Source organism: Carnimonas bestiolae, assembly GCF_051251145.1.
Classification (GTDB): Bacteria; Pseudomonadota; Gammaproteobacteria; order Pseudomonadales; family Halomonadaceae; genus Carnimonas; species Carnimonas bestiolae.
Genome location: NZ_JBPCZK010000001.1, coordinates 25,340 through 46,898, shown reverse-complemented (window position 1 = coordinate 46,898; position 21,559 = coordinate 25,340). Strand labels below are relative to the sequence as shown.

The window sequence follows — 21,559 nt, the reverse complement described above, 5'->3', positions numbered from 1 at the left end:
CGCCTTATTGGTGCACCGGATTACGCTGTATATCAGCGTGGCTGGCACCAATATCCGCGGGATCATCGACCGTTACCCATACCAGCTTGTCAGCACTCAAACGTCTTTCGCCGTCAAAACGGTAGGCCACCAGATGGCCGCCTTTTACGCCGCTGTAATCGAGACACGCAAGATTATCGCCAATCAGCTCCGGATGCCCCTGACGCCAATAATGGCCGAAGAACAGCGGCGGCTGATCAGGACCATAAAAGACTAATCGACGCTTGCTGGCATCATCCAGCGGCCGCTGTGCGATATCCTCCGGCAGCGGATCGGGCTGGAATACCACATCTTGGTAGCAGCGTGGCGCGATGGCCCAAAAACTGGTGCGGAAGGTGCGCCGCGTAACGCCATCCCGCGAGGTCATCGAGCGACCGTCGGGCAGCGCCAGTTGCGGCCCCCGCGTCAGCCGGCCAAACAGCATATGCGAAAAGCTTTGCGGATCGCAGGCACGCATCAGCATATAGCGATCAATGCGCCCGTCCGGATGATGATCAAGAAAAGGCGCCGCCAGCGCTTCATCCCAGCATGCGTGCACGGCGCGGTAACTTCCCGCATCGATACACAGCGGACACTCCAGCAGCCATTTCAGGGTATCCCGCCAGCGCTCGGGGCAGCTTCGATATTGCTCAATGGTTTCCTTGTGAATCCGTGGCACGCGTCGTTCGTCGCGCAGGAAGAAGGCAGTCAACGCACTGATCTCGTGGTTGCCCAGCAGCACGGTGGCAAAACCGCGCTCCGCCATGGCACGCGCGATCTCCACGGTTTCAACGATTTCTGGCCCGCGATCAATCAGATCACCCAAAAACAGCACGCGCCGCTGCGGATGCTGCCACACCCCATCGCGGTTGCGCCGATAGCCCAGCCGGTCGAGCAGTCGCTTGAGCAACGTGGCACAGCCGTGAACGTCGCCGATCACATCAATGGCGTCAGCAGAAGGCTGCATAGTCACCGGCCGTGCTGGGTCCAGCCAAGCTTACTGCGACAGCTTTCGTAGAAACTATGGCCTTTGGGATGCAAGAGTTCGAGATAGCCTGGATTGCGTGTGATATGCAGCGAATCCCCCACTTGCGCTGTGCGTACCGACTGGCCGTCGCAGGCGATTGAGGGCTGCTGCTCGATATTGGCGCAGATATCGAGCCTGATGCGACTAGCGGCAGACACTACCAGCGGTCGACTCGACAGCGTGTGCGGACACATCGGCACCAGTGCCAAGGCATCCAGAGAAGGATGCAGAATCGGACCTCCTGCAGACAAGCCATAGGCGGTTGAGCCGGTGGGCGTGGCGACGATCAAGCCATCAGAGCGCTGACGATAGACAAACTGATCGTCGATATAGAGATCGAACTCGATCAGCCTGGCAACGTGCCCTGCATGCACCACAACGTCGTTGAGCGCCAATCCGTAAGAGACCTCTTTGCCGTCGCGCACGATGCGGCTATCGAGCAGCAAGCGCTGCTCGCGGTCGTAATCGCCGTTGAGTATTTCGGTCAGGCGCGGCTCCATCTCATCGGCGGGAATGTCGGTCAGAAACCCAACGCGGCCACCGTTAATGCCAACCACTGGCGTGTGGGTAGCGCACAACGCCCGCCCTGCGCCTAGCAGGCTGCCGTCACCGCCCAGCACAATGGCCAGATCACAATGCTGGCCCAGCGCATCGAGTGGCGCATCGGCAATGTCTTTTACATTATCGCTAGGATTGTCCCGCAACAGCGTTGCTACGCCGCTTTCAAGTACTACCTGATGGCCCCGTTCACGCAAAAAGCTAACCAACCACCGCAGCGAGGCCTCTATGTGCTGACTACCGGGTCGTCCGATAATCCCGACAGTAGGAAATTGCATCATGCTGGAAGTTCGCTCATCAAAACGGTCATGGCGTCCATTATGCCGATCACGCACCATTGCGCCAACGCCTCAGCGTTACGCTTGTGCACTTCGCTGACGATGACCACCCCACAAATTGAGCGCCAGCGCGCCGCAAATCACCACGCTACACAGCGTTAATCGCCATGGGTCGGCGTCGTGATTCCAGATCACTACATTGACCGCCAGCCCTGCAGGCTTCAACGCTTCATTCATAATGGCCAACGTACCCGCGTCCACTCGGCGCGCGCCCTGATTCCAGAAGTAATAGCCCACGCCTGAAGCGATCAGCCCCAACCATGCCAATACGCCCCATTGAACGGGGGTAGTCGGCAAACGCGACCAGTCCCCTAGCAGCAGCCATGCGGGCACCAGCAACACCGCCGCACCAACATAAAACCAGCCAAACTGCTGCAACGCATCACGATGCCCATGACGGCTATCCGCCAAGCCCGGCAACCGCCGGTAGGCCACCTGACCAACGGCGAAGCAGAGATTCGACAGCTGGACCACGACGAAACCGTTCCAGAACCCAGGTTTGACATCGAAGGAGGCGATTAGCAGTGCGCCTACCACTGCTATCGCGGCGGTCGCCAAGTGGAAGCCAGAAAAACGTCGCGCTAATGCATCATCGAACAAGGTCACGTACAGCGGCGTTAGCACGGTAAAGAGCAGCACCTCGGGTACGCTAAGCAATGAAAAAGCTTGATAGACGAAAATGCTCATCGCGCCAATCTGAATGGCGCCAACGCCCATCAGCCCTAGCGCTGTCTTAAGCGGCGTGCGACGCGGCCTCAGCAGTGGCAAAAACAGTACCAGTGCGAGCAAAATGCGAACCATTACCGCAAAATAGCTGTCCACACTCGACGACAGGTATACGTTGATTAAACTAAACGAAAACGACCACAGGATCGTTACGGCTATCAGATACGCCATTCCTGGTTAACCCATTAGAGACTAGAAAGTTGACTGCAATTATACGCTTGGGCATTGAGATCAACAGCATCTCGCAATTGGAATTTTCCGCACGCACGCTTAGTGGTTCACGTACAGGGTGGGATGGGCACGGCAGCGGACGCGTTACCGTGCATTCGACATTGGAAGAAGAACGTCGCGTAGTACGCTTGGAAGAACAAGGTGAGTTCGCCCTACAGGAACAGCCGCCGGTGCCCTTCACCAACCGCTACCGGCTAACCTGGTACAGCGACTTCATTCGTTTGCATCACGAGCGACGCGGTCAGGACAACGCGGTATGGCTGTTCGATCTAATCGAGGACCCCAGCGACAGTGAGCGCTTGATCAGTCGCCATCCGCATCCTTGCGGCGACGACACTTACGCAGCGCGGCTGGTGCTTACCCAGCCAGGGTTCACGCTGTGCTGGAAAATCGAAGGACCGCGCAAGAACGAATTCCTCGAGTACCACTACCGCTGAGGCCACCTTTGCTGGCTCGTGCGACGCGCTCAACCATGTAGAAACGACGCTCCCAAGCGACATAGCAGTATCCCGAGCCTTTCGGCATCATCATCGCCTCGGCCAGCACGCATTATGCTGGCTGAGGGTTCTCTCGCCCTACCGTGGTCCAATCGCCTTTCCTTCCGCATTCCGCAGCCAATGCTCAACGGCCTAGTGTGCAGCAACGGCCAACCCGCTCTGCCCACCAGAGGATTTCATCCGCTCGGTTAGACCATTTGCTGGTAACAGGTCGTCTATCGCTGCGCTTATTCTTTAATCAAAACTGAAATAACGTTATAATGATAGCGTGTTAATTAATAGCGGAATTACTATGCTGAAATGTGTATTGATTGGTGTATGTATTGGAGGCGTTACTGGCGCCATGATGGAAAACGTGCTGGTTGGCATGTTCCTCGGCGCAATGATGTCATTTGTTTTTTATTGCACGCGCCCCACTGCTTAAGCGGATCCAAGGCTATTATCAGAAGCCGCTAACGCTTTAAACGAACGCGGCCCTCCCTAAATCGCGGCATTTCCCCGTTCAGGCTAAATGACTCCCAGCTTAAGCTATCGCCTCATGCCCCGATTATCCCGTCGGCTGTCGTGCTTCTGCAGAGCGCTGTTATTTAAAAATTGCTTAAGCAGCATACTTACATTTTTGTGCGTACTTATTTTTGTTCTCGCTGTGTGGCTATATGCGTTTACTTGGAAATGGCAACCGCTACCCATCTGATGGTTTGCCCTTCCAAGCCCCCCTTTAGCCAACATGGACGTGGAGATTACGCATGAAGACACTTGCTTCTCTCGCAGCGGCAGCCACTTTGACGGTATCGTCACTGGCCAATGCAGCCCCTCTCGAAGTATCGACTTTCAACCCTACTGGCGACGGCATCTTTCCGGTCACCTCAACGCTGATCAGCGGCGATCACGACGCCATTCTGGTAGATGCGCAATTCCAGAACCAGTACGCGGATAAAGTGATCGAGCAGATTAAGCAGTCGGGCAAACATCTGAAGTATATTTTTATTTCGTACAGCGACCCCGATTACTATTTCGGTGCTGACCGCATCGTTAAAGCATTCCCGGATGCCAAGGTAATTTCTACCGCCCAAACCGCATGGGTTATCTCCACATCTAAAGACGCCAAGCTAGCGGTGTGGAAAGATCAGCTCGGCAAGGATGCCCCGCAGCAGCTCATTACGCCCACCGCCTATAATGAAGACACCCTGAAGCTTGATGGCGAAACCATCGAGATCAAGAAGGATAAGCAGGACCCGCTGCATAGCTACCTATGGATTCCTTCCAACAAGACCGTTATTGGCGGCGGCTCCACTGCGCAGGGCGCGCATATCTGGATGGCCGACACCCAGGGCGTGAAAGGCATCGATGCCTGGATTGCCAAGCTGGACGAGATCGCCAAACTCAAGCCGGCCAAGGTTATTCCGCCTCACTATCTGAAAGACGATTTCAACCCGGCCATTCTTGCCAATAACCGTAAGTACCTAGAAAACTTCAAGCATGCCGTGGTTAACAACCCCGATGCGGCGGGCGTTATCGATGAAATGAAGAAAAAATACCCTGATCTGCCTGATGTTTCGGCACTCGAGATGGGCGCCAAGGTGTTCAAGGGCGAAACCGACTGGAAGGTATACAGCGCCTACCCGCCTATTGGCTACACCGCACATGTCGATCTGGGCCAGGCCAAGTTTGATCTGCACTTCCTTGATAACCAGCGCATGACCTTCACCGATGTGTCCGGTAGTGGCTCAGGTGATTCCGAAACCGTCGATTACACCGCTGTAGAAGTAAGCCCTAACGTGTTCATGGTGTACTGGCACGAGAACGGTAGCGGCGATAACGTGGTACACGTGCAAAACTGGAACGACGGTACCGTGTGGAGCAACATTGTTGAGAAAAACGGCAATACGCTTCACCTGAACGGCACGATCAAGCTGAAGTAAAGCAAAACAATACGCACATACAAGAAAGGCTCCGCCAGCAATGGCGGAGCCTTTTTTAGTAGTGCCGAGCAACGCTATGCGTTACCCGCCTAATCGGCCATTAGTTGCCTTTCTTGGCCGCGAGCACTTTTTCCTTGATGCGATTACCGATGGTTTCATCGACGCTGATCCAGTATTGGAACACGCGCTCGAGAATATCAGGGTCTTCAACGCCGCCAAGAATATGGCCGCTGGCGTTGTCGACTAGACGATCACGCTGGGCGTCGTCCATTACCTTGTTCACCAGCACGTTAGCCTGGTTGAAGTCGCCATCGTCCTCACGCAGCGTATAGGCTTCGCGCACGAATTCGCCATCGGTGGCCCACACGGCGTCTTCCGGGAATTTCTGAGCGTCGGCTGCGGGGCCGCCTTTAGAGTTGGGCGAATAAACCGGGTCGCTGACTTCATTGATGCGCATTGCGCCGCCTTTGCTATAGCTGTGCACGGGGCACTTCGGCGCGTTAACCGGAATCTGCTTGTAGTTAACGCCAAGACGCGCACGGTGCGCATCTGCATAGGCGAACGAACGACCCAGCAGCATCTTGTCGGGAGACAGACCCGTGCCCGGGATGAAGTTGTTAGGCTCAAACGCCAACTGCTCGATCTGGGTATGGAAGTCGGTTGGGTTGGTATCAAGCACCATTTTACCCACTTCGATCAGCGGATATTCACCCTGCGGCCATACCTTGGTCAGATCAAACGGGTTGATGTGATAGGTTTTGGCATCTTCGTACGGCATGATCTGAACTTTCAGCGTCCAGCTCGGGAATTCACCGCGCTCGATTGCCATACGCAGATCACGACGGTGGTAGTCAGCGTCGGAACCGGCCATCTGGTCCGCTTCATCCTGCGTCATGCACTGGATGCCCTGATCAGTCTTGAAGTGATACTTGACCCAAAAGCGCTCGCCCTCAGCGTTCACCCACATATAGGTGTGGCTGGAGAAGCCATCCATATGGCGCCACGTTGCGGGAATACCGCGATCACCCATCAACCAGGTAACCTGATGCGCTGATTCTGGGCACTGAGTCCAGAAATCCCACTGCATTTCGTTGTCACGCAGGCCGCTGTCAGCGCGACGTTTCTGCGAGTGGATGAAATGCTGGAACTTCATCGGATCGCGAATAAAGAAGATTGGCGTGTTGTTCCCCACCATGTCGAAGTTGCCTTCTTCGGTGTAGAACTTCAGCGCGAAGCCGCGCGGATCACGCCATGTGTCAGGGCTGCCCGCCTCCCCCGCCACGGTAGAGAAGCGCGCCGCCATCTCGGTTTTCTTGCCCGGCTGCAGGAAGCTGGCTTTAGTGTACTTACTGACGTCATGCGTTACTTCGAAATGGCCAAAAGCACCGCTGCCCTTCGCGTGCGGCTGACGATCGGCAATCATCTCGCGGTTGAACGCGGCCATCTGTTCAATCAGATAGGCATCGTGCAGCAAAATCGGGCCGTTTGGGCCAACGGTGAGCGAATCCTCGGTACTCGCGACTGGAATGCCCGCATCGTTGGTTGCTGTAGGTTTGTTGCTAGTCACGGATTACTACTCCCTTTGGTCAGTAAGGGTAAAACGACCACGCTGCAATGCCTCACCGCGTTTTTCATGCTTTCGCGGCGTGTGCGTAGAGACACAGCGACGGTCAAAGAATCGTTATCAGATGATAGTTATAGAGGGTGAATTCCACCCTGTCCATGGTCGGGGGCGCATCGAATTGATAGGTGGTGGCTATCTGCATTGGGAGGTTTGTTAGCTGATGAAAATCACGTTTTTGTTTATTTAGTCAACCTTTATATAAAAATGATGTTGACAGACATAAAGGCCACTAACCTTATTTATGCAAGCTTGTCGAATAATCTTAAGCTATAATTAACTACAAATTTCCCTATGTTACAATTAATAAAATCGCGATTGAAGGAATAAGGATAGACGATTCGACCCCCTTCGATTTTAAAGCTGATTTAAGAAAAATCGTTTACGGTATTAATACGGATAAATCTGCTAGCGTTCATCAGCACATCGCGCTCCACTCGCAATTGCATGGGCTGATTAGAATGCTAATAATCAGTAATTTTTTGTGTTCGACGTTCATTGTTCTAATAGTTAATAAACTTGAATGATATACGAAAACACAAAATTAGCGACGAGAGGTTATCTTTGTTAAATTCCACTGCTCCAACGACAGTGCCCAACACACCACAGCGAGAAGATGACTTCATTATTAAAACAGGGCAAGATATATTTGGCACTGTTGACAATGTTTATTATCGATATCATATTTTCTCGCCCGATTCACCTATCGTGTTTTTCTTTACTTATCGATCTCATGACCATTACCCGTCAAGAGAAGAAGCCGAACGTGGAGAGAAAATACACCCGACATATAGATACTTCAGAAGGCGCGGTATAAACATCATGTCTTTTGTGTGTATAGAACGTCACAACTGGTATATATCACCGGAGTTCCGAGAGTTTACCAAGCTCTTGGGAAAGCATTTTGCTGGGTTCAAAAGAAGAATCGTGATCGGTTCGAGTATGGGGGCATATGGCGCTGGCCTTCATGGAGATAATTTGAAGGCTGACCTGGCAGTTTTATTCAGCCCAATTTCCACTCTAGATCCGGCAGTAGTACCTTTTGATCTAAGGTTTTATGAGCGTTCTTATAAAGGGTGGGCCGATAGCGCCATTGACCTAGCAAACTCGAAATGCAAAAAACTCGTGGTATATGACCCCACCTTCCATATTGATTCTCTTCACGCCAAGCGTATTGCAAATGCTGAAACCCTTCATGTACCAGGGGGAGGGCATGAAACTAGCCAGATGGTATCGAAAATCCAGCAGCTGGAGTGGCTTCAGGATGCCGTACTTGCGGAAAATTTCACCCGTAGCGAATTCTATTACCGAGTCAGAAGAAAAAGAACGCTTGAGCAATTCTACGACCGACTCATGTCCGATAAAAAAACTAACGACCATCTTACCGAAAAAAGAGGACGTGTAATTGAAGAATATAAGCGTATGGCGGAAGCATTGTGGGAGCACAAGATCCACGGGTGTTTTTTCGATATCGTTAACTCTGGGCCACATAATATTAAAATAGCCATTGCCACCTTTAATAGTAAGCAGCTGTTCTACAGCGTAGAGACCAAGCAGCTCCATGTTGACGAAATGTACTCATCGGGGAGCCTTACTCCCGTTTTGGTTGAAGCCAAAACAGGTAAGTTAATGGCCAAAGGCATCGGCTACCTCTCCTTTTCACGCCGCGGATGTGCAGTCGTAAAATCCAGAAGTGCATGCAAGGTAGGAAAACTGTTCGGTGAAAACAGGCATTATATTCAAACAGGTAACAGGAAGTACTACCTATGCGTTACAAATAAATGTGAGGTTGAGCTTCGCGAAGGTGTATGTCTTTGGGAAAAGTTCACACTTTTCGCGAGTTAAGCATTCTGTCAACAATGGCCAATGGCGACATTACACTAGATAAAAAGCGAATACCCATATCTCAGAAAAGAGATCGTTAAAACCAATCAAGTTCAAGGAGACGATATGCCCTTAGTAGTTTCTTATCGTCTCGGGGCGAAGTGAGGAAACCGCTGAAGATCGCAACAAACTGGAGCGGGCAAAGGGACTCGAATTATCGATATAAATCAACCATCTTTACCCGATATTTGGAATTGGCATACATGCTGGCATACAAGCCTCCTACCGCTGCAATATTGAACAGACCGCGCCTGCAATGCGGCATACAGCGTAACCACGGTATTTGTCCCATCCGATTGAGTCTACAGAGCTAGGTACAACCGGATGAGTCAGCAACCAAATGGCAACCACTCGTTCGACTAAGCACGGGATGCGCACTCGGATGAATGCCCGGCACATGGCCGGACATAGCACGTCATAAACCCAGCATCATTTTACCAGCGGTAACCAGGTCATCATCTGATAGTTTTGTATTCCAAAACGCAAACGAGCTAGATTCCGGGAGATCGTCGTATGCCAGGTTGCCGCCCCATTCAATGTGTCCGGTAGTTCTCGAATCTGAGCCAGTAGAATCTGATTTCGTTGATACATCGCCGGATTTAGAGATGGTGATGTATGTATAACCAACTCCGCGCTTGAATGAGTATCCGATCACCATCGTTTCACCGACATTAATTCCCAAACCAGAACGTATGAGGATGCCGGTTTTGTTCTGCACCGTCATTTCGTAGTCGAATTTTCCGTTCAGTTCAGAGCTACTTGGGATGCCGGTGCATGCTAATTCTCGGATGTTTATATCATCGGCATCAGGATCACGATCAACGTAGCCGCCCAGCGCACCATGTCCTAGATTCTGAGAATACGCTAAAACGGTGTAGCCATTAGATAGATCGACGCTGCCATCGTTACCGAATTTAATGTAACTGGTTTTATTTTTAGAAACTATACGTCCCTTTGAAATATCAACATCACCAATAACAGTACCATCACCAATAGACCCAGCATTGGGAACAACTCCATTATCGGAAAATGCTTTAGCATATACCAGCAACGAATCCTGTTCAGGCATCTCTTTTTGGAGTATGGGATTAGTAAACACTCCGGGCACAGTAATTCTCAAACATTTAGCCATTATTAGTTAACCTCTTTGTCAAATTGTACGCATGGGAAATTAAATTCAAACTCGAATCCCATAATTGTCATTTTGTCGCGCTTTCCGTTGCTGTCGAATAGTTGACCGCGCTGGCCACCTTCACGGCCTTGATAATTACCGCCCTTGTCTGATACTGCATATTGGATACGATCAGTTTCAGACCATTTACCGCTCTGGCGAGATACGCAAACTGTGTTGCCGGCAACGATAGACACATTGGAAATAGCAATATCATTGCCATCGCGATCTACTGCGGTAAACCCATAGTTTTCGATGTCAGCGATCGGGAAATCGTCGGAACCATTTGACCATTGGAGGGGGCCGTGCACGGTAGCGAATTCCAGTAACAATAGCTTACCCTGTTTACGAATATTTATAGGCCTAACTCCTGTTACGTCACGCCCCTTAATTATCTTTTCGCGCAGTGCTATTGCTCTATAAACACCAACTCTGCGATAAGTGATATTGTCGTGGTGCACGTTATCAACGTGGTTTGTAGTCGCAAAATAATCCGGGAATACGAAGCAGCCGTGATTCTCTGCCATTGTAAGATGCGCCCTGCCTACAGCTCCCACGCTACCGGAATATTTGTGGAAATTGACAGTCTGCACGATGCACATAGGCATTTTAGATTCGTCTAGTGACTCACCTGTGATGCTTCCGACTTTGTCCCTCACGCCTGCCCACAGATTGGTTATTGAGGACAAATAATCGTCATAGCTGGTTCCTGCGCTCTCATCGCTGCCACCCTGCCAGAAAAACAGCATCGGCATGCTATACGGTAGATTCCGTGATTGTGCGTAATTGTAAACTCGCTCAATCATATTCATCAGGTTATCGTAAGGCCCAGTGCCCTCTGAGATTTCGGCGATTGTCGCATCAGGGAGGGCAGAGTTCGTTGCAAAAACTGATAGACCATAGTTCCTAGATTCGATGTAGTCAGCGCCCAATTTATCGGCGAATCCGCTAGCGGTAGTTTCTGCTGGGCCGTTATAACGTGATGTGTTAGCGCCTTTTTTCTCGACTAGCGGGACTACATTGTAGCGATTATTATCATTAACGTTTGGGTCTGTGTCTTTGTAATCGCGCGGACCTTCGTTGAACATAACCGCGTATTTGTTATTACTCGTACTGATTGGGTTAATGTAGGCATCAGGTATGCCGCCCTTGCGGCCCGTGGCCCCGGTTTCTTGCGATTGCCCGATAGTGCCAAAGTGAATTAATCCGAAGATGTCATTAACGCTGTCTGAATCTGAGGACGGTAGCTCTATAGGATTACCGTTAACAGTAAACCCAGTTGCATCTACAGGTCCGTACGATTTTATTCCTCGGATATGGAAAACACCGCCTCGGTCTATAGCAGCGGCAAGTTTTTCGTCATTACCAGCTACCTCAAAGGCGTTCTCCGAATTAACCTCGGCAACTAAAGAGGTGCCGGTTTCAAATCCTGTTTTTGCTGAGAATTTGGATGCTGATAGTACGCTGTCCCAACCCAACGATGCCGCTACATTACCGAACATATCGCGAATAATCAGCGCATATTCATCATCTGAAAAATCAAAGTGATTCGACAATTCAATAAGTTTAGAAGTCTCTTCCGCGCTTGGTATTCTCCCAAGCTCAGTGGCTTGTCCATCTTTTACGACATATCCAACTTGATATGCTTCATCCTGACCGGCAACGGCGAAAAATCCGTTATCTCCGGTTGCTTTCAGCCCCTCATCGTAGCTCGTATAAACATTGGCATTGCCGAGAAACTGTTGGAGCACCATCGCGAGATTAGGGCGACGTGTGCCATCCTCGATCGTTACCCAGCCTGGCTCGGTGTCATAAAACAGTTCGCTATTTATATCTAGCCGTTTTTCCCAGGCATCGTTCAGCCCTTGGAATCTGCTAACTTCATTTGCCATTATTTTTCTCCGGCCACAAAAAAGCCCGCTCAAAGGCGGGCATTAAAAAATCGATTTGTTTAAACGTGCGATGCCGCCACTATGGCGGCAGTGCCGAAAAGTGCTACTCCGGCGATAACTGCTACAGCAATCATGACGCCAGCGATATCAGCAGCTTTCTGTGACATTCGGCCTCCTATTCTCAGTCGCGCTAAACGACGAAACCCCGGAGCGTTTGCGGCGCTGCCGGGGTTTCGTCGTTTCGGAAATAGGCTTACGCGTTGTCAGGCAACGGCGCGTCGTCGTATTGATATATTCGCGTGTCGTAGTTGTAGGCTCTTACCGAGCACTGTGGCTCTGATTCGTCCTGTGGCGTTCCCTGCGGCTTAACTGAGTCGATAAGGACGCTCCACCACGGTAGCTCGCGTGAGCCAAACAGCAGCCGCGTGGCGTCCACCTCAAGGCCATTTGATAACGGGAAGTCAGGCGCGGTAATAATGATCTGTGAGTCGTTATCCCCCCGAGTGGCACCGTAGGTATCTGACAGCTTGCCGTTAGGGCGCTGTAAGCCGACGACCTTCTCGCCACCGCTCCAATCGAACACTTGATCGGTATCGATAGTGGCCTTGCTGCCATTCACTTGATAGTCAATGACCTGCGCAGACTGGCCGTAGTGATCGTAATCGCCGTTGACCGCCACGTAGTCGAGATACGGGCTATTGAGGGCGTCCATACCGGTAGAGAATGACAACTGCTTAATACGGTACTTCTCCCGCGCTATCTGACGCATACCGTAGCGCCATGCCCGCTGTCGGTCATTGATGCCCTCAGCGGTCACTTTCAGCACCTTAATGCCCTCTTGCCCCGGCAACCGGCACTTCACCGTCTCTTTCTGACCTGTGCTGAAATCCACGTACTCAACATCTGCGCCGTCGTGCTGATCGGCATCGCCTTCGAACGGCAGTTTCGTCGAGATTTTCAGCTCGCTGGTCATGTTGTGCAGTGAGTACGCCTGGCCATACGTCGAGCGCGGCTCATCACGCACCGGCACGATGTAGCCACGATCGATGACAAGCTCAGCAAAGCCGACGCCAAGGCAGGTATTCAGCGCATCTTTCAGCGACTTTTCTTCGAGAAACTGCATATCGAAATAGTCGCCGCGCTGCTGCCAGATATCGTGCAGCCTGCCCAGTTCAGCCATATCAATATCGGAATCGCTATAACCCATCGCACGCAGCATGTACATAAATGCCGGCGCTATATCCCGCGTGGCAACTGGGTCGCCAACGGCGTTATTCCAAGGCGGCAACATACGCGTGCAGCGCACCTTGATCTTGTTCTCAGCTTGCGCCCCCAATCGCTCTCCCGTGCGAATCTGTATAGCCACTGAGGTGATGCCGGGATAGCTGCTCGGACGGTCTAGCTTGGCCTTGAGCGCATACCACTTGATGGTGTCATACAGCTGCCCTAGCTCATCTTCGTTGTAGTCGCTGCCGGTTTTGCGCAGTCGAACCTCGGGACGCATCTTGTAGGGCAATCCAACCGAAACAGTTGCGCCGAATTGATCTAGGCTATCTCCATGCACGCTGCTGGGCACTGCCTGCCACTCACCGCCGGCCATGTCGCGGTACTCAATGTCAAAATTGACGGTAACGCCTAATTCGTGGCCCTTGGGATTGACCACGGCCAGACCCTGCGGCGCGAAAATATCGATCTCGATGGAGTCAGTGGTTTCGCCATGCGGGCAGGCAGCAATAGATGCGGTGTAGCCTCCTCGCGGCTTGTTGTCGGACAACCAAATCTGCCCATCGTTAACGGTGCGGCTGGCGAATCCTGTCCAATCCGCCTGAATCTCACCATTAACAAGGCGCTCTACTTCAATCTGAGTCGCCCAGTTTTTATTAGCGTCATCATCAGTCGATGCATTCGTGGACGTTATTCGGTAGGTGCCGCCTGAGGCGTTGAACGTTACGTGGTATGAAGCTGGCTCTATCCAACTGACGTTAGCGCCACCGTTCCTATCGGCCAGGTAATATCTAGTCTGTCCATCCTCAGTAGTAACGACATCAGCGATGCGAAGCTGCGCATCAAGTCCCTGCTTGAACAGTACATTTGTGTTTCGTGATAGCGGAATATTGTCTGGCTCGCCAACAAAATAGTTACCCGTACCGTCGCGTTCGATACGGATATCAAGTGGCATTTCAAGGCGCACATCCATACCGGCTGCCCATCCATCGGGAAATGAGCCGGAGCCGCTGGGCACACTGATTACGCCGCGAGAGTTATTGCTGCCCAATACATAGGTACTAGGGTCTGCTCGCGTTTGTACATCGAACGTTTCGGTGATCTCAAGACCGGGGCTGGCCGATGAAGTGCCGCCGACCTCTTTTGCCGTGAACCAGTTCTCTGTCGCGCGGAAGCCATCGTGGTTCTCGTCAGGGCCATAGGTGCGGTATTGAGCATCGCTGCCGAAGGAACCAATGGGGGTGTTGCCAATCAGGATGTCTTCAACGCGGTACTGGCCCACTCCCAGTGACAAGTGCATGTAGCTGACCTGAATGTTGCCTTCGAATCGCTGATGCGTCTGTACAAGCAGGTCAGGAACGCGCCAGTTGAGGCCGAAACACTCCGGTATGACCTTGTTCAGCTTCGCTTGGTTGGTGTCAAACGTGGCTTGATCTAGCTCATCGCCCTGCTGTCTCCCACTGACAGAATTGGGCATCGATGGCTGACGGAAGAACAGGCCGAAAACCGAACTAACCACATTGCCGACGAAGCCGAATATGTCGCCAACAACGCCGCCTTTTGGCTCGAACGTTAGCGCCACGGCATCATCATGGCGTAGCTCACGCGAAGCCCATGCAGTTTGTGGTAGCACTACGCCGTTAACCTGCGCGGTGAAGCGCTGCGGCTCATCAAGAGCAATATCGCTATCGCTGAATACCAACCACTCCCACACATTCGAGCGTACGTTATGCAGCCAGTGGTAGAGCGTAATCGGCTTGCTGATGCTAAACGTCTGCATCGGCAGACCGCCGAGATTACTGGGATAAATCGCGATCATCGTAATACCTGACTGAATGGTAAATGCGTTCAAATTTGGCGATGGGGAGGATGCGCGGACCTTGGCGCGGGATGGTTTCGAGCACTGATCGACCTCGGTCGGCGTCGACCACACAGCCCACGTGCAGGAGTGTTTCTCCACGGAACACGCAAGCGATGCAACCGGGCACCGGCGAAGACTCGACAAGCTCCGGCACGGCCTCACCCCACGCATCCGTCACCTGCCCCTTATCCATCGGGTCAACGCGTCCCCACAATTGGAGCAGAGAGCGCCCGTACAGCTCGTGGCGAGCTGATCGGCATATTCCCCAGCAGTCGTATTCATCAGGCCCCCTTCCGCCGTCCCGGTACGTTGTGAACACGTAGTCATTGAGCGTCATTGATAGCGTGCTCCGGGGTACTGATGGCCGCGATAGTATTTGCGCCAGACGTTAGTGTTAATGATGTCGAAATGACCGCATTTGATCGTTGCCTGCGCCCCCTCAACTTCGAATTGCTGCGCGATCATCCGGATGGGCCGACTCGCGACCGCATCGAGATTATTCGACAACCATTCGCGGTAGATGACCTCGATTTCGTCGCCTGCCTCGACCGCCGCATCGGCGAATCGTATCGCTTCGGTGGTGACGTTCTGTAGCCCAAACGTCAGCGTTTGATTGCCGGTGTTCGAAGTTTCAGGAATAGCGACTTTCAGCGGTGACGGCTGGAACGTGAACGATTGACCGCCATCCTTTGCTGTCACCTCATCAAATCCAGCGCACAAAAAAAGCGGCTCCTGAGAGTCGCTTCGTATTTCCAAGGTGCTGATAAGATATGCCTCGCCGCCTTGGCTGCGCCATCGCATTAACTCGCTATCCATCGCCTACTCCTGCTACTTGTCTACCCGATGGCGGCATAACGTAGTAATCGCTATCAGGGCCATAGGGCACCCAGTGCGTGTTGATGTTCTGAATCTCAGCCAGCGCCTCTTCCACCGTTAATCCTCCAAGCAATGCCGCCTCTGCATATTGTTCTTCGCTAGGTATAGGCGCAGCCATTACATAGGCGCTGAAAGTGAATGAATAAAGCCCAGATACCGCATCGATATTCGGACCATCGTAGTAGTTAGGAAGCACGACACGCATCCACTCCACACCCTCAGTTCGCGGCGTTTCCATCGGAGCTAGGAACCATGCAGCACCGGCATTGGCTTCGTACTCAATAAATCCCTCAAACGCTACGGCCTGATCTCTGGTCAGATACCGCAGCGAGCACTGGGCCTCACTGGGAGTACGGCCAAAGCGACGCCTGCCACGCTGTCTCCCGGATTGCATGGTGGTAAATTGGGTGGGCTGGGTGTGCGACCAGCCGTAGCTGTCGATAACAGGCCTTGGCAGATCAGCAGGCCATTGTGGTGTAGCCATTACCTGCCCCTTCTAGTCATCCCATAATTGCGTTGAATAGCTTCATCAAGCTCATTGCCGCCACGATTTACGGCATCTGCTGCACGGGCAATTACATCAACCCCACCATCATCTCTACGCCTAGTCTCTATACTTGTATTGCCAGAATTGTAGTTATAAACGTTGACTGAGGGAGCCTGAATGGGTGATCCCTGGTTGCTAGCGGATGAATTGCCAACATACCCACCGCGTGCATAGCCGCGATTAAGCCCATCAAGGAAGGACCTCATACCAGGCTGTTGGGTAACGGACTGCTTCACTACGTATTCACCTGCATGCACAATGCCTGCCGGTTGGTATTTACTACCGGGGCCGGTATAACCACCGTCGGCGAATATTCCGCCTGTTAATGCTTTAGCAGCTCCGCTTAGACCCGATGTGATATCCAAGCCGCCAGAAACAGACCCGAAATTGGAAACAGCCGCTGCACCAATAGGCCCACCGAAACCGAATCCAGTCAGACCAAGCAGATAGCTCAATCCCTTCTGTGCGGCGATTTGAGTAAGACCCTTGATCACCGTATCGGTTAGATCGTAGAAGTTGAGCTTACCGGTACGTACAAAGCGCGCCAAAGAATCAGTGGCATTGTCGAAAGCACTGCTGAATAGATTCTGCGTTAGAGCGGCATTATTGCTAGCATTTGTGGCATAGTTCTGCCATGCAGCATTGGCACCATTTTGCCAGTCGGCACGCATAGCATCCATTTGCGCGTACATCTGCCGCTGCTGCTCAACGCGCTGATTAGCCGCCGCCTGTTCCAGTGAAATCTCTTTATTGATCGCATCAGCCTGCCTCGGATCAAGATTTGGCTGGTTGAGCTGGTCGTTGAGCTGCTGGATACGCTGCGCTGATTGCTGGCGAATCTGTAACAACTGCTGCTCTCTCTGGAGCTGCTCGCTGCCCATGCCAATGCCCGCTACCTGCAAATCATTCTGTTGCTGTTGTAGCGAAATCTGGAATTGAAGATTTTTGTTATAGCCTTCGAGCTGTGCATTATATCTGCCTGCTGCTTCAGCCGCTTTGTTGTAATCTGCTGCGGCTTTGACACGAGCAACGGTGGCTTCTACATCAGTTATATTTCCCTTCTTCAAAGCCTCATCGATTTGGGTTAAGCGGCCTTGATATTTTGTCTGAGCCCTGTCTACATCTCCCAGTGGCTGAATTAAATCAGATAGCGCTTTTCGCTGTTGAGATAGTAACGAAATTTGGCGTCTTTGCTCACGATGACTTTCCTTTGGTGCTTTTGGCTGCTTCCCTGCTTTATCTCTAATGTAGTTATTAATGAAACTCTCTCGATCATCATCTGTTTTTATGCTCCCTGCGCGCTGCAACGCGGGAACTAATTCTTCGGCCTCTTTACGCGCTTTAGCCGCCTTTTCAGCCCATGTGTCTGCTTTCTCGTTGACCTTGTTGAATATATCAATGGCCTTGACGCCATAGTCTTCTATCGCCTGCTTGTTTTGATTTAGCGCATCATAGCCACCGGTTGTGGCATCAATTACGCTTTGGATGCCATTAACTACCGACTGAAATCTATCAACGTCCTGCTGGGCCGGTCCGATAAACCCATTGTTTTGTTTTGCCTCCGCTAACCTTTTTTGAGCGGCAGCTAGGTTTTCTTGAGCCTTTGCTAATTGGCCTGCAATCCCTTCATCTCGACCTATACCTTTCAGGTAATTGTAAGTATCACCAATCGCTCCTTTAACACCAAGCCAAGCACGCTCTAAATACCCCGCCTGTTGCTGCATCTGCAATGTGCGTTGCTCATGAACACGTGCCAGTGCTTCAGTGGCCTTCTGAGTAGCAGCCATGGTATTGCCTGACTGTTCAAGTGCGCTTATCTCTTGGTATTCAGCAGTGGTAAGGAAATGGAGCCGTTCGTTTAGTTTCTCGATTGATTGAGTGGGTGTGCCTTGCAATGAGGCGTACTGCTCAACAATTTCAGATAGTGACTGGCCGGATGAACGGCTGTAATCAAGGGCTGCTTGGGCAACTCTACCGTACTGGTCTTGGGCAATCTTGCCGTTATTAACGACCTCAGTTAGCGCGCTGATAGCCTGACCGCGAGTGACGTTAGATGCATTAGCGATTTGGTTCGCCATCACCGACAGCTTGCCTGATGCAGAATCGCTAAATTGACCTGTGTCGATCAGCGCTTTGTTAAGATCGTTTAGCTCATTTGCCCCTTGATACGCTGCCACACCTGCTGCACCGATGACAGTCGCCCCGATGGTGAAGGGATTAATCATGCCGCGCAGGGCGATGCCTACACCGCGCGCAGCATTGCCAAGTCCGCCAAATACATCGCGCAACTGGCCGCCCTGTTGAATAGCTACAAGATAAGCTGGTTGGCCGCTGACTAGACTAGTCACAATATCGGTGATCTGGGGTGCGGCGAGCTGTGCTTCTCTACCCACTGACCAATGCGCCTTAGCCACTCCATCAGCGTTAGCGGTATAGCTCGTCAAAGCCGTGCGAGAATCGTCTAGCGTCTTCTTGAAACGGTCAAATTCCCCTTGAGGAAGAATCCCCTGCTTTAAGTGACGGCGAAGCTGCTCTTCTTGCTTATCGAGACGGTCAAGACGGCCAATAACGGGGTCAATCTGCCCCACTAACTGCGCTAGTGCAGCCTTTTGATTATCCAACTCGCCATTGGTGGATTTGAAACCCTTGGTGACTCGGTTGCCCTGCTTTTCAAGGCTCTGCATCTCTTTGTCGAGACGCTTGGCATTCGCCTCCGCTTGGCGACTGTCGATAGAAATTTGAAGACGTGATTCCTGAGTCGCCATGTTTCCTCCGGGCATAAAAAAACCGGCTCAAGGCCGGCAAATTATTGACTAAATCTTTATAAGATAGAGAAATAGGAGTCTTATTCTCCGTGATGCTCTCTCATCAGCTCTTCATATCTATCTTTGGTTATCCTGCCATGCTTTAAAAGATACTTAAGATTTTTTTTGCTGTTAGCAGGGTCTTCTTCCTTAATATCGTTATTATCTACTATTTTAGTACTGTTAAATCTATTATCTAATTCTGATTTCTTATTTTTAAATTCATCTTCTGATAGAGCGCCTAGGCTTTTAAGCTGAGCAAGTTTCGTTAGAGTATCTAGATATTCAGATTCCTCGTCCTTAATAGACTTTTCCTCCTGCCCCTCTTTTTTACCAGAAAAGGACCAGATAAGAGTGATAATCCATGCAATGGTTGTCCATCCTAAGAAAACATTGATTAACATCAATGTTCCTTTATCTTTGATATCTCTTTTATAAGAAATTATTGTAGGTAAAACATAAATTGCGATCCCCAATATGATAGACAAAAATTCCAATATCTTATCCCCTTGTGGTTTAAATCGTGTTGATTAAAACTAAGAAAGCAGCTTTGCTTTCTCCCTATCAAACTCTTCTTGTGTGAGCGCGCCCCTCTCTTTGAGGGCTGAGAGACGCTCTAACTCTGCATACCTAGATTTTTGAGTATTTTTCACTGCTGATCTTGTAGCAACGGGTGATGGGCTTTCCGGTTCTTCATTAATATTGATAAAAGACCAGGCTAATGCCCCAACCCACCCAATTAGTGTCCATCCCAGGAAGATGTTTATTAGGAATATGGGGACTAGGTTCGGATGTCGTCTGTAGCTAGCCACAAGAAAGGGAAGTAGGTATATGATTAAAAGTACAACAAACATGATTACGGATAAAAATGCACTACCTACATCATAACTATCGTTCATGCTGCCCCCTTATCAGTTAGTCGCCCAATGGTAGCAGGGTTGGGGATGGGCGGCTATTACACCCTGTCGTTGTCATCTATCTGCTTATGCGTACCAACACGTCTCATTACAGCCGTTTTCCCACGTATCTCAAAACTGGCCTTGTGGGAATGATTGCGAGTCAGGTGAATGGTATAGATGTCTGGATTCTTTAGACCCTTTAGCTTTTCAAGCCGGAGACGCGCAGGTTGAGGAAACACGGTTAAGTCTTCAATTGCTTTGGCTGCCTCAGATTTTATGGCTGGCGAAAGCTTCTTAAACTCACGAAGAAAAGAGGGATATTCGTCGAAGATAATTCTATTGATATCCCTAACCATTAGATGGAACCGAGATAACCTGAGATATCGTCACCACGCGACATAACTATCCGACCGTCTCCTTTGGGCTCTTTTGACAGCCGCTGTTCTTCAACTAACCAACGAAGGCTTTCAATTCTTTGGGAAGTAACCCGCATGCGACTAAGCAACGCCTGGAAGGATTCTCGAACCTGAATATGATCTTCAAAAAGGGCAACCAGCTCAGGTTTATTAGACTGCTCTATAAGCCATTGATAGCGATCTAATATACCGTCTTCCCACTTCTCAAAATTGGCTATGTCCTGATCATCGAAGTCTATACCAGAGCGTTTCGCCGCTTTGAAGATAAAGTCAACGGTCGCCTTTATGTCGTCAAACTTCGAGCTTGCGTCATCTGCGAAGGCAATGCCCTCGTCTATACCGCGCTGTAAAGCAGCGGGAAGTTGCAATGACATGCTAACTACCTGCTCCATTTCTCTTTCAGCGACTTGCATGATGACTCCATTTGCTACCGTTGGTAGCGGCATGTGCGTGGTAACGCAGTATCGTACCCCGAGTGTCGGGATGCAAGGTTAGTCTTAATAGTCTGGCAAAGATAACCCATGGCCTGACAAGATATCTTCAATGTGAGAAATGCGGTGTTCCAAATCCTCGAAACGCCCGTCAACATCATCATTTTCCAATGACGTCATTAGCCTTTCGACTAGCTCCGCTGTCATAGAGCGCCGATTTATCTCTGCTGCTGTTTTCAGCTTATCCCGAAGGATGGCTGGAACCTTTAGGTTCATCTGCACGGTATCGTTTTCCATGAAGCAAATATGTAGCACTAGGCTATTGCGGTCAATAAAGCACTAGTGTAGATTATTGCTTGGTATCACATTGCTTCATTTTAGCTACATGGAGGATTTTTCGTGGCAACCCAAAAGAATCAATTCAATCTGCGTCTGAAGCCAGGGCTTAGCGAATGGCTTGCCGGTCAAGCAGAAAAGCAAGACAGGAGTAAGACGTGGGTTGTCAACCATCTGATAGAGCAGGCAATGCAGAATGAGCAACAGCAGGCATAGAAATGAAGAAGCCCCAGTAGCAGCAACTACCGAGGCTTCGAATCAGACCCAAACCATCACGAAA

At 50.9% G+C, this 21,559-nt stretch carries 18 protein-coding genes; 4 read left to right on the top strand and 14 right to left on the bottom strand.

Annotated features, from left to right (window positions below):
* Positions 1 to 4: 4 nt before the first annotated feature.
* The 3 genes from R84865_RS00285 to R84865_RS00275 all read right to left on the bottom strand — a co-directional run bounded on the left by R84865_RS00285 (position 5) and on the right by R84865_RS00275 (position 2,838).
* A complete protein-coding gene (locus tag R84865_RS00285) occupies positions 5 to 985 on the bottom strand; it encodes a metallophosphoesterase (protein WP_435637707.1) in 981 nt (326 codons plus the stop codon).
* 2 nt (positions 986 to 987) lie between these two features.
* Entirely contained in the window at positions 988 to 1,884 is an 897-nt protein-coding gene (locus tag R84865_RS00280; protein WP_435632400.1) for an NAD(+) kinase, read from the bottom strand.
* A gap of 75 nt (positions 1,885 to 1,959) precedes the next feature.
* A complete protein-coding gene (locus tag R84865_RS00275; RefSeq protein ID WP_435632399.1) occupies positions 1,960 to 2,838 on the bottom strand; it encodes an EamA family transporter in 879 nt (292 codons plus the stop codon).
* Between the two features lie 29 nt (positions 2,839 to 2,867).
* On the opposite strand from R84865_RS00275, the gene R84865_RS00270 reads away from it, so the two are divergent.
* Both R84865_RS00270 and R84865_RS00265 read left to right on the top strand, forming a co-directional pair.
* Positions 2,868 to 3,335 carry a DUF6314 family protein gene (locus R84865_RS00270; protein WP_435632398.1) on the top strand — a complete coding sequence of 156 codons (468 nt, stop codon included), beginning with the start codon at positions 2,868 to 2,870 and terminating at the stop codon, positions 3,333 to 3,335.
* Positions 3,336 to 4,141: 806 nt separating this feature from the next.
* Positions 4,142 to 5,317, top strand: a complete 1,176-nt coding sequence (locus R84865_RS00265; RefSeq protein WP_435637706.1) for a MoaF-related domain-containing protein — start codon at positions 4,142 to 4,144, stop codon at positions 5,315 to 5,317.
* Positions 5,318 to 5,417: 100 nt separating this feature from the next.
* On the opposite strand, the gene R84865_RS00260 is transcribed toward R84865_RS00265, so the two are convergent.
* A complete protein-coding gene (locus R84865_RS00260) occupies positions 5,418 to 6,884 on the bottom strand; it encodes a catalase (RefSeq protein ID WP_435638522.1) in 1,467 nt (488 codons plus the stop codon).
* Between the two features lie 618 nt (positions 6,885 to 7,502).
* Here R84865_RS00260 and R84865_RS00255 point away from each other — a divergent pair.
* Positions 7,503 to 8,783, top strand: a complete 1,281-nt coding sequence (locus tag R84865_RS00255; protein WP_435638521.1) for an alpha/beta hydrolase family protein — start codon at positions 7,503 to 7,505, stop codon at positions 8,781 to 8,783.
* A 454-nt stretch (positions 8,784 to 9,237) separates the two neighbouring features.
* Here R84865_RS00255 and R84865_RS00250 read toward each other — a convergent pair whose 3' ends face one another.
* The 10 genes from R84865_RS00250 to R84865_RS00205 form a co-directional block, all read right to left on the bottom strand.
* Positions 9,238 to 9,954, bottom strand: coding sequence for a hypothetical protein (locus R84865_RS00250; RefSeq protein ID WP_435638520.1), 717 nt, complete (start codon positions 9,952 to 9,954; stop codon positions 9,238 to 9,240).
* A 2-nt stretch (positions 9,955 to 9,956) separates the two neighbouring features.
* Positions 9,957 to 11,885, bottom strand: coding sequence for a hypothetical protein (locus R84865_RS00245; RefSeq protein WP_435638519.1), 1,929 nt, complete (start codon positions 11,883 to 11,885; stop codon positions 9,957 to 9,959).
* Positions 11,886 to 12,138: 253 nt separating this feature from the next.
* Complete coding sequence (locus R84865_RS00240; RefSeq protein ID WP_435638518.1) at positions 12,139 to 14,928, bottom strand: host specificity factor TipJ family phage tail protein; 2,790 nt, start codon at positions 14,926 to 14,928, stop codon at positions 12,139 to 12,141.
* Between the two features lie 375 nt (positions 14,929 to 15,303).
* A complete protein-coding gene (locus tag R84865_RS00235) occupies positions 15,304 to 15,786 on the bottom strand; it encodes a DUF1833 family protein (RefSeq protein ID WP_435638517.1) in 483 nt (160 codons plus the stop codon).
* Positions 15,779 to 16,330: a hypothetical protein gene (locus R84865_RS00230; protein WP_435638516.1), complete on the bottom strand. Its 552-nt coding sequence runs from the start codon at positions 16,328 to 16,330 to the stop codon at positions 15,779 to 15,781. Before R84865_RS00230 ends, R84865_RS00235 begins: the two co-directional genes overlap by 8 nt.
* Positions 16,330 to 19,158, bottom strand: coding sequence for a phage tail tape measure protein (locus R84865_RS00225; protein WP_435638515.1), 2,829 nt, complete (start codon positions 19,156 to 19,158; stop codon positions 16,330 to 16,332). The genes R84865_RS00230 and R84865_RS00225 overlap by 1 nt, the downstream gene beginning before the upstream one ends.
* 80 nt (positions 19,159 to 19,238) lie before the next feature.
* Positions 19,239 to 19,694, bottom strand: a complete 456-nt coding sequence (locus R84865_RS00220; protein WP_435638514.1) for a superinfection immunity protein — start codon at positions 19,692 to 19,694, stop codon at positions 19,239 to 19,241.
* Positions 19,695 to 19,733: 39 nt separating this feature from the next.
* On the bottom strand, positions 19,734 to 20,096 hold the full coding sequence (locus R84865_RS00215; protein ID WP_435638513.1) for a superinfection immunity protein: 363 nt from the start codon (positions 20,094 to 20,096) through the stop codon (positions 19,734 to 19,736).
* 355 nt (positions 20,097 to 20,451) lie between these two features.
* Entirely contained in the window at positions 20,452 to 20,925 is a 474-nt protein-coding gene (locus R84865_RS00210) for a hypothetical protein (RefSeq protein WP_435638185.1), read from the bottom strand.
* An 84-nt stretch (positions 20,926 to 21,009) separates the two neighbouring features.
* Positions 21,010 to 21,240 (bottom strand): Arc family DNA-binding protein, encoded by a 231-nt coding sequence (locus R84865_RS00205; RefSeq protein ID WP_435638186.1) that lies wholly within the window; start codon positions 21,238 to 21,240, stop codon positions 21,010 to 21,012.
* Positions 21,241 to 21,342: 102 nt separating this feature from the next.
* Here R84865_RS00205 and R84865_RS00200 point away from each other — a divergent pair, with 102 nt between their 5' ends.
* On the top strand, positions 21,343 to 21,495 hold the full coding sequence (locus tag R84865_RS00200) for a hypothetical protein (RefSeq protein WP_435638187.1): 153 nt from the start codon (positions 21,343 to 21,345) through the stop codon (positions 21,493 to 21,495).
* Positions 21,496 to 21,559: the final 64 nt, after the last annotated feature.

What these genes read in the sequence shown, in the direction of transcription:
- R84865_RS00285 (WP_435637707.1), bottom strand. Translation starts at nt 985, where the DNA reads ATGCAGCCTTCTGCTGACGCCATTGATGTGATCGGCGACGTTCACGGC.
- R84865_RS00280 (WP_435632400.1), bottom strand. Translation starts at nt 1,884, where the DNA reads ATGATGCAATTTCCTACTGTCGGGATTATCGGACGACCCGGTAGTCAG.
- R84865_RS00275 (WP_435632399.1), bottom strand. Translation starts at nt 2,838, where the DNA reads ATGGCGTATCTGATAGCCGTAACGATCCTGTGGTCGTTTTCGTTTAGT.
- R84865_RS00265 (WP_435637706.1), top strand. Translation starts at nt 4,142, where the DNA reads ATGAAGACACTTGCTTCTCTCGCAGCGGCAGCCACTTTGACGGTATCG.
- R84865_RS00250 (WP_435638520.1), bottom strand. Translation starts at nt 9,954, where the DNA reads ATGGCTAAATGTTTGAGAATTACTGTGCCCGGAGTGTTTACTAATCCC.
- R84865_RS00245 (WP_435638519.1), bottom strand. Translation starts at nt 11,885, where the DNA reads ATGGCAAATGAAGTTAGCAGATTCCAAGGGCTGAACGATGCCTGGGAA.
- R84865_RS00240 (WP_435638518.1), bottom strand. Translation starts at nt 14,928, where the DNA reads ATGATCGCGATTTATCCCAGTAATCTCGGCGGTCTGCCGATGCAGACG.
- R84865_RS00235 (WP_435638517.1), bottom strand. Translation starts at nt 15,786, where the DNA reads ATGGATAGCGAGTTAATGCGATGGCGCAGCCAAGGCGGCGAGGCATAT.
- R84865_RS00230 (WP_435638516.1), bottom strand. Translation starts at nt 16,330, where the DNA reads ATGGCTACACCACAATGGCCTGCTGATCTGCCAAGGCCTGTTATCGAC.
- R84865_RS00225 (WP_435638515.1), bottom strand. Translation starts at nt 19,158, where the DNA reads ATGGCGACTCAGGAATCACGTCTTCAAATTTCTATCGACAGTCGCCAA.
- R84865_RS00215 (WP_435638513.1), bottom strand. Translation starts at nt 20,096, where the DNA reads ATGAACGATAGTTATGATGTAGGTAGTGCATTTTTATCCGTAATCATG.
- R84865_RS00210 (WP_435638185.1), bottom strand. Translation starts at nt 20,925, where the DNA reads ATGCAAGTCGCTGAAAGAGAAATGGAGCAGGTAGTTAGCATGTCATTG.
- R84865_RS00205 (WP_435638186.1), bottom strand. Translation starts at nt 21,240, where the DNA reads ATGGAAAACGATACCGTGCAGATGAACCTAAAGGTTCCAGCCATCCTT.